This is a genomic window from Vibrio nigripulchritudo ATCC 27043 (genome assembly GCF_000222685.1).
Classification (GTDB): domain Bacteria; phylum Pseudomonadota; class Gammaproteobacteria; order Enterobacterales; family Vibrionaceae; genus Vibrio; species Vibrio nigripulchritudo.
Window position 1 is genome coordinate 1 of sequence record NZ_AFWJ01000058.1, and the last position, 11,057, is coordinate 11,057.

The 11,057-nt window shown below is 45.0% G+C and carries 11 protein-coding genes; 4 read left to right on the forward strand and 7 right to left on the reverse strand.

Annotation, left to right across the window (positions count from 1 at the left end; genetic code table 11):
- Positions 1–782: FAD-dependent oxidoreductase (locus tag RH89_RS07040; protein WP_004400608.1), on the forward strand; the 782-nt coding region annotated here is incomplete at its 5' end.
- Between the two features lie 83 nt (positions 783–865).
- On the opposite strand, the gene RH89_RS07045 is transcribed toward RH89_RS07040, so the two are convergent.
- Together RH89_RS07045 and RH89_RS07050 are read right to left on the reverse strand one after the other, a co-directional pair.
- Complete coding sequence (locus RH89_RS07045; protein WP_004400610.1) at positions 866–1,492, reverse strand: hypothetical protein; 627 nt, start codon at positions 1,490–1,492, stop codon at positions 866–868.
- Between the two features lie 181 nt (positions 1,493–1,673).
- Positions 1,674–2,051 carry a nitrous oxide-stimulated promoter family protein gene (locus RH89_RS07050; protein WP_004400612.1) on the reverse strand — a complete coding sequence of 126 codons (378 nt, stop codon included), beginning with the start codon at positions 2,049–2,051 and terminating at the stop codon, positions 1,674–1,676.
- A gap of 141 nt (positions 2,052–2,192) precedes the next feature.
- Here RH89_RS07050 and RH89_RS07055 point away from each other — a divergent pair, with 141 nt between their 5' ends.
- Complete coding sequence (locus RH89_RS07055) at positions 2,193–2,465, forward strand: hypothetical protein (protein WP_004400614.1); 273 nt, start codon at positions 2,193–2,195, stop codon at positions 2,463–2,465.
- 36 nt (positions 2,466–2,501) lie between these two features.
- On the opposite strand, the gene RH89_RS07060 is transcribed toward RH89_RS07055, so the two are convergent.
- Together RH89_RS07060 and RH89_RS07065 are read right to left on the reverse strand one after the other, a co-directional pair.
- Entirely contained in the window at positions 2,502–3,191 is a 690-nt protein-coding gene (locus RH89_RS07060) for a helix-turn-helix transcriptional regulator (RefSeq protein WP_004400616.1), read from the reverse strand.
- Positions 3,192–3,209: 18 nt separating this feature from the next.
- Entirely contained in the window at positions 3,210–3,524 is a 315-nt protein-coding gene (locus RH89_RS07065; RefSeq protein ID WP_004400619.1) for a hypothetical protein, read from the reverse strand.
- A 437-nt stretch (positions 3,525–3,961) separates the two neighbouring features.
- Here RH89_RS07065 and RH89_RS07070 point away from each other — a divergent pair, with 437 nt between their 5' ends.
- Together RH89_RS07070 and RH89_RS07075 are read left to right on the forward strand one after the other, a co-directional pair.
- Positions 3,962–6,394 carry a chitinase C-terminal domain-containing protein gene (locus RH89_RS07070; protein ID WP_004400620.1) on the forward strand — a complete coding sequence of 811 codons (2,433 nt, stop codon included), beginning with the start codon at positions 3,962–3,964 and terminating at the stop codon, positions 6,392–6,394.
- Between the two features lie 193 nt (positions 6,395–6,587).
- Complete coding sequence (locus RH89_RS07075; protein ID WP_004400621.1) at positions 6,588–7,055, forward strand: GNAT family N-acetyltransferase; 468 nt, start codon at positions 6,588–6,590, stop codon at positions 7,053–7,055.
- A gap of 17 nt (positions 7,056–7,072) precedes the next feature.
- Here the strand turns inward: RH89_RS07075 and RH89_RS07080 are convergent, their stop codons facing one another.
- From RH89_RS07080 to RH89_RS07090, 3 genes are all read right to left on the reverse strand, one after another.
- Positions 7,073–8,539, reverse strand: a complete 1,467-nt coding sequence (locus RH89_RS07080) for a sensor domain-containing diguanylate cyclase (protein ID WP_004400622.1) — start codon at positions 8,537–8,539, stop codon at positions 7,073–7,075.
- 1 nt (position 8,540) lies between these two features.
- Complete coding sequence (locus RH89_RS07085) at positions 8,541–9,677, reverse strand: FIST signal transduction protein (RefSeq protein WP_004400623.1); 1,137 nt, start codon at positions 9,675–9,677, stop codon at positions 8,541–8,543.
- A 267-nt stretch (positions 9,678–9,944) separates the two neighbouring features.
- Positions 9,945–10,832, reverse strand: coding sequence for a DMT family transporter (locus tag RH89_RS07090; RefSeq protein ID WP_004400624.1), 888 nt, complete (start codon positions 10,830–10,832; stop codon positions 9,945–9,947).
- Positions 10,833–11,057: the final 225 nt, after the last annotated feature.

The following is an 11,057-nucleotide window of genomic DNA, read 5'->3' on the forward strand; positions in this document are numbered from 1 at the left end:
GGCAATCCATTCTTACCGCTCAAGAATGTCTGGAAAAAGAGCCTGCATTAGAACATATTGGCACAAACTTAGTGGGTGGGCTGTTTTCTGATATCGATGATATTGGAGATGCTGAGCAATATTGCCATTCCATGCTCGATTTATTAAGAAAGAATCACGCATTTGATGCGAAATTAGGGTGCGAAGTGCTGAGTATTCTTAGCGATGCAGACCTAGTCACCGGAGTCGAAACGCAATCTGAAAAAATGCTTGCAGATAAAGTCGTACTGGCTGCGGGGCATGGCTCTGGTCATCTTCTGAAGCCTTTGGGTATCTCCCTGCCCATCTACCCGGTACAGGGCTATAGCTTAACGTTTCCGGCTGTAGAAACGTCACCGAATGTCAGCATTACAGATATCGCCAATAAGTTTGTGATTGGACGAATTGGTGACAAAGTGCGTGTGGCAGGCTTTGCTGATTTTGTTACGAATACGCCACAGGGTACGAAAAGCAGGGTCGACGAGTTGCTTCGAACCTGTCGTGCAAGGTTCCCTAACGCAGCAGATTACACCAATGTTTTGGAAAGGTGGGAGGGCAGCAGACCTTGTACGCCTTCCAGCATGCCACTTATCGATAAGCTAAAGTTAGACAACCTATATGCCAATACTGGGCATGGAATGTACGGCTGGACGCTCGCTGCAGGTTCTGCTCGGTTGCTCGCTGATAGAATGACAGATGGTGAATTGTGGCAGCAGTATGGTGGTATTTCTTGTCAGGATCACTTTGCTTTTAGGAGAAAATGACACTGCCTTTTTAGTTCGGCGTCGAAAGACGCCGTTCTAATCATGAGTGATATCGTCTAGGTATAAGATGTGATTACGGGCGACTAATATTCAGCTTTCCATATTGGTACATCCAAGAACTCGCCTAAGCGCATCGCAGCGTCCTCAATGGCATCTTTTTTTGCATGATCCATCACGTTCAGACGTTCTCCATTGCGAAATATAAGATTGAGTTCATGGCTTACATATTTTCTCTCGCACCCCATTAACTCTCTAACGAGTTGAATGGCGTGAATGTCTTTAAGGTTTCCCTGTTCAGTCGGGTCGATCTTGTCATAGACATCCTGTTTGAACCCGAAGTAATACAAACCACAGCTTTTGTCGAAAATAACCTTTCGATTCCTTGTTAACGTTCGAAGACCAAATGCACTAAACATACCTCCCCAAACCAGTAGGAATGTGCTTAGCGTAGAGTCATCATTACTAGCCATTACAGTGAAACTACAAATAAGGGCAAATAATCCAGGAACGATGAAAGCGATACCGCGCAACGTTGCTGTCAGTGAGCGAGAGATCCTGACTTTATCAGGTTCTTCGAAAAGTGCCTGAGATTTATATCTGGTGCCTCCTGGAACAACTGGATCCCAACTAATTTTAGAAGCAATGGGATCTTTGGTATCTGCGAGTCTGACCTTTACTTTGTTTAATCTGATTTTCTTTATCTTACCCATCTTATTCTCATTTGAGTTCAATGCTAAAAATGGCATTAAGTGATTAAGTTTGTTGATGGGAAGTATTGTGTCATATGAAACCGGGTGTTATGGGCATAAAAATGCAAAGTGCCACGAATTATTAATAAAAATTAATGGGTTAGGTAGCCTAGATATAAATTGAAATGGGATAGGGCGGCTATTAACTAGATTTCATTCTCAAATGACGGTTAGACAAATTTGTTTTCGGCAAATCGGGTACTTCACGCTTTTCATGGATAAGGTGTCGGATAGCCAGAATCGGATGATAAAGCAGCATTCTGGGACCTGAATAACGCATGATGATTCGCATCTTTTCCTTTGGTTCAGGTTTGTAGCAATGGATAGGGCAGCAGTTACAAGTTGGTTTGTCTTCTCCGTAAGGGCAACGATCTAGCCGAGTCTCCGCATAGTTTTCTAACGAATGGCAGTCTGAACAGGGTTGAGTGTGATGCGCTTTGCAATAGATCTCAATCATTGCGGATACAGTCTTGAATTCTGTGTTCAGTTTGCCACGCAGAATATCGCTGCCTTTTTTCATCATTTTTCTCACACACGTTTTTACGTCAGTAAAATTGTATAGCGTTATAACGATGAAGCTCTTGATATTCTTCAATTGACTCAGTGATTATTGTGGGTTCAGCAGGTATACTCTGCCTGTTTTTAACTGGCTGGATGACAAATGAGCAACGAGCAAGAAGCAATAATGACTGATGAACATCTTCGTGAAGTGGTGGAAAACCAGATCGCAGATGGCGACCCTATTAAAGTGAAAGAAACCTTAATGCGCTTAATGATGACAGGGCACAGTCGTGAAGACGCCATTGATATGATCGCCTGTGCGCTCATGTTAGAAGTTTTTGGTGTGATGAAAAACGACGAGGCGTTCAATCTGAAAAGATACAAAGAGCATCTTGATGAACTGCCTCAAATGAGCTGGCTTGAAGACGAGTAATTGTACGAATATAAGTAACTCACTTCCCCTGATGCGTCACTCATCTGGTGGCGCATATTGAGCAATGTAGTGTTTGAGAGATTTGGTTTCACTCGTCGTAAATCTGGTCTCTAACACTTCCAGCTGAATAACCCTGTCGACCCGAAAATTGCGATAAGCCTCTCTGAGCTCACACCATGCAATCAGAGTCCATACCTTTCCCCAGAATATCTGTCCAAGAGGTTGGATCACTCTTTCGGAAACTGCGCCGTCTTCAGCCTGATACTTCATTTTTACCACTTGTTGCAACTTGGTGGCATTTCTAAGCATCTGACTTCTTGCCGCTGTTTCAGATTGAATGTGATAGTCCGGTACCAGCAATGGAAATTCTTCGACCTGTCGCTTGAGGTTGTCTGGCAGCACAGACATTATCTTTCGCGAGGCGGAACGACTTGCTTCGGCCAACTCCTTATCTGACCATGCTCTAACCATTCGCATGCCGAGTTCCAGTGCCATCATTTCTTGTTCATTGAACATAAGTGGAGGGAGGTGAGAGCCCGACTTCAGCAGATAGCCGACTCCCGCCTCTCCTTCAATGGGAACGCCAGACAAAATGAGTGACTGAATGTCGCGATAGATGGTTCTTTCACTTACCTCCATCACCTCGGCAAGATGTTTTGCTGTGACGGCGTAACGCTTGGAGCGAAGTAGTGTCAGTAGCTCGAACAGTCTCTCTGATTTGCTCATTTTATCCGTTCCCTTGAATTAGTTTGAACAGCCGGTATCCGACTTGATCAATTGGTGCTGCATGTTAACAGATTCCATCTGAATCTTAGAGGCATACTCCTGAGTTTCAGGAGCCGACATAAACTCTGCAGACGCAGCCTTTGCATTATCTAGGTTCTGCCAGTAAACCGTATCTGTCCAGACATCATTTTCCGGGTTGAAGCTCAGAGAACGGTATAGAAATCCTTCCATACGATTAAGAAAGCCAACAATTTTATCCGATGCCGCCAGAAGTTGATCCTCAGTTACTCCGTCTGCCACTTTGTAGTTAACCACTTCGATTACCTGTTCCATTGATTTATTCCTTTGTGAGTGTGTTCAGGAACAGAATAGAAAGTCACTCTGACAGAATGTGTCAGTAACAAAAAAATCAAATGAAAATAGAATGTTGCAATATTTATGTAAGATTACTGTCAGAGGAATGCAAACTAAACTCGGGCATAAAGTGTGATCTTTAGTGGATTTATCTGTATCAGAGACTGCAAACCGATTTAATCCAGAATTTGATGCAAATCAATAGTATATTCGCAATGCTATAAAATTTAGTTCTTGATACAAATTATCTCTGCCCTTGTTGCATAAAATTAACACATGTTTGCGAGTCATTTTTGAAATTGAATCTTTAATACGTGCCGAATTCGCGTCTCCAATCTATGGTTATTTTGCAACGCATTACAAGTTTTGATGCGTTTTGCAGTTTGATCTTTCTAATAGATTTTAAGGATAAAGAGATGAAACATTCGCACCACATTAATGAGAAAAAGGGTCTTTTCTCATTGAGCACGTTGGCTGCTTCTTGCATGTTGGCATTAAGCGCATTTTCAGCCCCAGTGGCAGCTACAACGGCAGTTGACCACGAAGCTTGTCGACCGGACGGTCTTCACCAAACTCCTGGTGTAACCGTTCCTTACTGTACTATTTATGACCAGGAAGGTCGTGAAAAAATGGGCGCCGATCACCCACGTCGTCTAATCGGTTACTTCACTAGCTGGCGAGCTGGTGACGACCCTCAAGCACAGTACCTTGTAAAAGATATTCCATGGGAGCAGTTGACCCACATTAACTACGCGTTTGTAAGTATTGGTGCAGATGGAAAAGTGAACATCGGTGATGTGAACGATCCTAACAACGCAGCAGTAGGTAAAACTTGGCCAGGTGTAGAAGTTGATCCAGCTCTAGGCTTTAAGGGTCACTTCGGTGCACTGGCGACAGCTAAGCAAAAACACGGCGTTAAAACACTGATCTCTATCGGTGGTTGGGCTGAGACTGGCGGTCACTTCGGTGCTGACGGTACGCGTGTCGCTGACGGTGGTTTCTACACCATGACAACCAACGCAGACGGTTCTATCAACCACGCTGGCATTGAAAAGTTTGCTGCGTCTGCTGTTGAAATGATGCGTAAGTACAAGTTTGATGGTCTGGATATCGACTACGAATACCCAACATCAATGGCTGGAGCGGGTAACCCAGATGACAAAGCGTTCATGGAACCTCGTCGTGCTTACCTATGGGCTTCTTACCAAGAGCTAATGAAAGTGCTTCGTCAGAAAGTTGACCAAGCTTCTGCTCAAGATGGTCATCACTACATGCTGACTATCGCGGCACCTTCATCAGGCTACCTACTACGTGGTATGGAAACATTCGACGTAACTAAGTACCTCGATTACGTAAACATCATGTCTTACGACTTGCACGGTGCCTGGAACGATCACGTAGGTCACAACGCCGCGCTTTATGACACAGGTAAAGACTCAGAGCTTGCTCAGTGGAATGTATACGGTACAGCTGCTTACGGTGGTATCGGCTACCTGAACACAGACTGGGCATACCACTACTTCCGCGGCTCAATGCCAGCTGGTCGTATCAACATCGGTGTTCCATACTACTCACGTGGTTGGCAGGGTGTTAACGGTGGTGAGAACGGTCTTTGGGGTCGTGCACCTCTTCCAAACCAAGCTGAGTGTCTTCCTGGCACTGGTGAAGGTGAGAAGAACAACTGTGGTTACGGTGCGACGGGTGTAGACAACATGTGGCACGATACCGATCCTAAGACCAAAAAAGAAATGGGTGCGGGTTCTAACCCAATCTGGCATGCGAAGAACCTTGAGAAAGGCATCTACGGTTCATACGCAGCAGCGTACAAGCTAGACCCTGTTAACAACCCTGACCACAAATTAGTGGGTAACTACGTTCGCCATTACGATAGTGTGGCAGTGGCACCTTGGCTATGGAACGCACAGAAGAGCGTATTCCTTTCTATCGAAGATAAAGACTCCATCAACGTGAAAGCGGACTACGTCATCGATAAAGAGATCGGCGGTATCATGTTCTGGGAGCTTGCAGGTGACTACAACTGTTACGTACTGGATGCAAACGGCAACCGTACAACAGTAGACGCATCAGAGCAGGCGTGTGCGACAGGCAATGGTGAGTACCACATGGGTAACACCATGACTAAAGCCATGTACGACAAGTTCCAAGTTGCAACACCTTACGGTAACAAGGTAGCGGTACTTCCAACTCCTGCTGAAGCAGTAGACATTGCAGTATCTGTTGGTGGCTTCAAAGTAGGTGACCAAAACTACCCAATCAACCCGAAAGTAACGTTCACTAACAACACAGGTACTGAACTACCTGGTGGTACTGAGTTCCAGTTTGATATCCCAGTGTCTGCTCCAGACAATGCGAAAGATCAGTCTGGTGGTGGTCTGAAAGTTATTGCTTCTGGTCACACTCGTGCGAACAACATTGGTGGTCTAGACGGACCAATGCACCGCGTATCGTTCTCTCTACCTAACTGGAAAGCACTACCAGCTGGCGGCACTTACGAGCTAGATATGGTTTACTACCTACCTATCTCTGGTCCTGCTAACTACTCAGTGAAAGTTAACGGTAAAGACTACGCGTTCAAGTTTGAGCATCCGAACCTACCTATCGGCGACCTGACTGGCGGTGGTCCTGGTGGTCCAGGTGATGGTACTTGTGATACTACTGGTATCAACGTTTACCCTAACTGGCCTCAAACTGACTGGGCGGGTAACCCAAGCCACGCTACAGGTGGTGACCAAATGGTTCACAACAACGTTGTTTACAAAGCCAACTGGTACACTTCATCTGTTCCAGGAAGTGACAGTAGCTGGACTAAAGTGTGTGCCGTGAAATAAGTAGACACTGATTCCACAAAATAAAAATGCGAGTGCTTTTGCACTCGCATTTTTTATATTCAATTAAACTCGCTTTTGGCACTTTATAGAACTTGTAAAGGTATATATGCATTCCAATGCCCTGATTTACGACTATGATTAAAAAACATACATATTTGGTCAGCAAACTTCAGGCTTTAAATAAGGATAAAAAGTGATAGTCAGACGAGCAGAGAGAAAAGACAAAGAAGACTGGGCGAAACTACGAAATGCCCTGTGGCCTGATGAACTTTCAGCACACAAATTGGATATCGAGTCATTTTTTGATTTGTCGAGTGTTCATATTGTCGAAGTCTTTGTTCTTGATAATGAAAATGATGAGGTAGTTGGCTTTATTGAACTCAATATCCGCAGCCATGCAGAAGGCATTGATGCCCGCGGTGTACCTTATGTAGAAGGGTGGTTTATTGATTCAGAATATCGCGGTAAGGGTTTCGGTAAACTGCTGTTGCGTCAAGCTGAAAGTTGGGCACAGCGTCAAGGCTATCAGTGGCTGGCCAGCGATTCTGACATCAACAACCATGCGAGCATTGCTTGTCATAAAGCTGTTGGCTTTACTGAAATGGCGAGAAATGTTTGCTTTGCGAAGAACCTGAGACTGCATCAGGAATTGAAAGACTGATTCACGCGAGCTGACGGCTAGCTCGTCAGTTTGCTGTACTGCTCGCTGTTAATCACCCGATTTCTGCCGTGTTCTTTGGCAAAGTACAGATATTCATCAGCGGAGTTGATGGCCATTTCCAGTGGGTTATTCAACATATTGTCGGTAAGCGTCACCACACCAAGGCTAACCGTTAAACGGATATTCTGGGTTCCGTTAGTGACCACCATATTTTCAATACCTTCCCGGATCCGTTCGGCGACATCATTCGCCAGTTCGAGTGTGGCATTGGGAAGGGCAACAGCGAATTCTTCCCCACCTAAGCGACCCAGAATGTCGGTATCCCTTGTTACTTCACTGATCTTCTCAACCACAGAAATTAACACCTCATCACCAGCGGCGTGACCATAGGTGTCATTGATTTTCTTGAAGAAATCGATATCCAGAATGATTAGGGAAAGTGGTGACTTCATATGCTGGCAGGTACCGATGGCACGTTCAGTAAAGTCGTTGAAACTGCGCCGGTTATAAGCACCAGTGAGTGGATCGGTAGCCGCAAGAATTCGTAACTGCTTTTCCAACTGCTTGCGTTCGCTGATGTCGGAAATGGACATAATAAGCAATAGCTGGTCTTCGAACATCAATGTGCTCAGCGCGATTTCTGCCTGCATGTATTCATCAGAAGGGAGGGTAAGAACGATATCCAGTCGACGGTTATACTCCTCTTCCTGATTCTGTAAAACATCGTTGATGTTCGCTTGTAAAGTAAGATGATGCTTGCTGGACACCAGTTCTGAAGGGTTCAGCCCAAGAAACTCACGCTTGGGCTTATCAAAGACATGGCTGATGTATTGATTGACCATGATGATTTCTTGGTTGGGGTTACAAATCACAATACCCATAGGTGCGGCATTCACCAAGCCCTGCAACTGTTTCTGTGCTTTTTGTATCTGTTCAAGGCGCTGTTTTTGCAGCATTTCAAGCTGTTTGCTGAGTGAAATGTCGCGCAATACCAGCAACCAGCGATTATGGCTGATCGCTGTTAGTCTGGCTTTTACTTGATATTGGGTCTGGTTGGCATACAGGTTAAGTTCTGCAACGTACTTGTCTTTGGTCTGATAATTTTTCAGAAAGTTGGCTAACTCAGGAGAACTTTTTACTATGCTGACTTCTTCCAGTTCTTTAAAGTTTTCCTCAGAAGAGATAAAGGAAGAAGGGAAGTTTCCGGGTCTGATATCACGCACCAAACCTTCCTTGTCTATCCAAAAGCTCATATCTGGTAACGCATCCAGAATGAGGCTGAGTGTGTTGTTTCGTTTCGTGAGTTCTGTGCAACTTAAATCGAGTGAACGTTCGGTAATGGTCAGCTGTTCTGCCATCGACTGATAGCCCTGATTGACCAGTTCAATGAATTTCTGAAGCTGTTTTGCATCTAAGGTGTCTCCTTTTTCAGGGACACCGTCTGGGAAAGCTTTGCGCAGTTGGCGTTTCAGCAGTCTATGCATATCAGGATTCCGAAAACGCAGTGATGGTCATCGTCTGATTGTGCAGTTCGGAAGGAAAATTTTTGTCATAGGGGGCAATCTCTCCATAGGAATAGAAACCGCATAGAAGAGTCTGGTCACCGAGCTCTTCGTTTACGACTTCGATTTCGTCTTCCACCAACTGCTTGAGCAGCAGCTTTCTTCCAACACAACTGATAAGAATGGCGAACTGAGGGCTGCCGTCTAAATGGTCACGGCATACTTCGGCAGCGTCCTGCGCTCCGTCTATCAAGGAATCGACGTTTGCCCTCATGAGCATTGCTGTTGCTCCTCTTGGTACATTACCCGCGAAGGTGATAGAACCTGTGGTTTCATCAATACCTAATAAGGTTCGAACCAGCTTAGTGGATTTAGTTGGTTCAGTAATCTCAAGTGGGAACCTTAATCCGCTAGCGGGCAGCTCGCAAGCAAGTTCGCCGAGGTAACTTTTGTAGATATCCAGAGCGTTTTCGTCATCCAGTTCGTAAAGCACATTGTCTTCAGAATGAGTAATCTTTCTCTGCAATCCGAATGAGCTCCAGCCCCCCCGAGAACCATAGCTGACCGAGATTGCATCTCCGTAAAAGCCCACCGCCACCACCTGTTTCTCTTCCACTTCGTCCTGATAAAGCACCAAGGTTTTTTCGAATGCCTCGTTGTCGCCAGCCAGACCACCGGTCACTTTAATATGGTCTGGCACTGCGCATTCGAACCCTTCGGTAAGCTGGCAGCCGTTTACGTGTAAACCGTCACTCAAAACCAGAATGTGTTTCAGGTTGTCGGTTTCCATCAACTGCTTCGCCATTTGGATTCCGACATCTTTTTGATCGGCATGTTCATCGGTGATGCGTAACCTCAGCATTCGGATAGGTGTTTTTTCGAAACAGACAAAAGTGGCGACAAGAGCATTTTCGTGCACCTGAAGACCAGAGACTTCACCAGCGGTTGTGCACCCTGTAAGCAAGGTATTCGGCATCGCTTCGCGTAAACGTTTTATCGCTTCCTGGCTGGAATCCAATGAGCCAAAAAGCAAAGCGAGCGTGTTTTCGCTGTCCAGAGCTTTTATATCCTCCAGACCTTTCCATTGCTCGCCTGTCCAAACCGACTGTAACGTTTTCATTGCGAATGCCTTTCGTTGTTTGTTGTTTCTATTAAAGTTAGTTTGTTTTGGTGCGAAATCAAGCAACGAGGGCGATACAATGTGATTGAATTTCAATTAGTTAACAAATTACATTTTAGTAACTATTTGTATTCTATCTATTTGTAATTACAAGGTTTATGTCTGTTAGTACAAGTGTATTTGATTTATTCCTCAAAAAACTTGCCTGAAAACTAAAGTGAATGAGCTTTTTTGGAAATGATTTTCTTCTAATTTTGAACCAGGTGGTCAGTCCACCACTGGCGTGGTGACCGCTGGCTTACGCTTAAACTGAGCCATCATGACACCTGATATTACAAACAAACCGCCGATTAAATGAAACAGTTGAATGGTTTCATCCAGAAGCGCTGCGGCTAAGGCGACAGCAAGGACAGGAAGTAAATTTAGGAACATCGCAGACGTATCGGCGCCGAGAACGTCAATTGCTTTCACCCAAAGCCATGGGGCAATCACAGAAGCACCAAACCCTGCATACGCGATAAGTGGTAATGCTTCGTCAACGGGTGTCAGGTTTTCACTACTGAGCCAGAGAGGCGCCAGCATAGCGACGGCAAGTACTCCCTGAAGGTAAATGAACTGCAAATTACCGAAGGGCATTTTCCACTTTTTAACCAGCACGCAGTAAAGGGCGTAAACTATAGCCGCAAGAACCATAAGTAAGTCGCCTTCAGTGATGGCTTGCTGGAATATAAAGAGTACATCTCCTTGCCCCAGCATAAATGCCAGACCAAACAGGGAGATCGCTGCACCCACGACACTAAGAAAAGAGACTTTTTTCCTCAGCAAAGGAACGCTCAGGAAGATGCTAATCAAAGGAACAAGTGAGGTAATCAATGCCATGTTAGACACTGAGGTTGTCTGCGCGGCATAGTAGCCAAGTGACTGATTGAGAACCATCCCAAGAAGCGCCAAAACAAGAAGTTTGGGTATATAGGGCAGAATGATTTTTCTTTTTGCCAGAGTGTATCTCAAGCAAAAAGGCGAAAGAATAAGAACCGCGAGCAACCAGCGATAGAAGCTCATGGCGCTTGGCTCGACGATATCTGCCGACATTTTATTTACGATGGCATTACCACTCCATATAAGAACGGTAAAGAATGGAAACAAGTGATACATGTGAACTCCATCGCAATAAGTGACTGGTTTGTCAGTATCTCAGGTCTGTATAATAATACATATCCCTAAAAAGACAGTGTTGCTGTGTGATAAGACAAATGCGTGGACAACTTAATACCAATATTCATCCTGCTATCTCGTTCGATGAATTGCCCTCAGACGTCTACATGAACTTCGACGCGTTCAATTCCAATACGGTCACGCGTGAACATGCTCATATTTGGG

Bases quoted from the DNA above. Each gene is read 5' to 3' on its own strand.
- RH89_RS07045 (WP_004400610.1), bottom strand. From the start codon at position 1,492: ATGGGTAAGATAAAGAAAATCAGATTAAACAAAGTAAAGGTCAGACTC.
- RH89_RS07050 (WP_004400612.1), bottom strand. From the start codon at position 2,051: ATGAAAAAAGGCAGCGATATTCTGCGTGGCAAACTGAACACAGAATTC.
- RH89_RS07055 (WP_004400614.1), top strand. From the start codon at position 2,193: ATGAGCAACGAGCAAGAAGCAATAATGACTGATGAACATCTTCGTGAA.
- RH89_RS07060 (WP_004400616.1), bottom strand. From the start codon at position 3,191: ATGAGCAAATCAGAGAGACTGTTCGAGCTACTGACACTACTTCGCTCC.
- RH89_RS07065 (WP_004400619.1), bottom strand. From the start codon at position 3,524: ATGGAACAGGTAATCGAAGTGGTTAACTACAAAGTGGCAGACGGAGTA.
- RH89_RS07070 (WP_004400620.1), top strand. From the start codon at position 3,962: ATGAAACATTCGCACCACATTAATGAGAAAAAGGGTCTTTTCTCATTG.
- RH89_RS07080 (WP_004400622.1), bottom strand. From the start codon at position 8,539: ATGCATAGACTGCTGAAACGCCAACTGCGCAAAGCTTTCCCAGACGGT.
- RH89_RS07085 (WP_004400623.1), bottom strand. From the start codon at position 9,677: ATGAAAACGTTACAGTCGGTTTGGACAGGCGAGCAATGGAAAGGTCTG.
- RH89_RS07090 (WP_004400624.1), bottom strand. From the start codon at position 10,832: ATGTATCACTTGTTTCCATTCTTTACCGTTCTTATATGGAGTGGTAAT.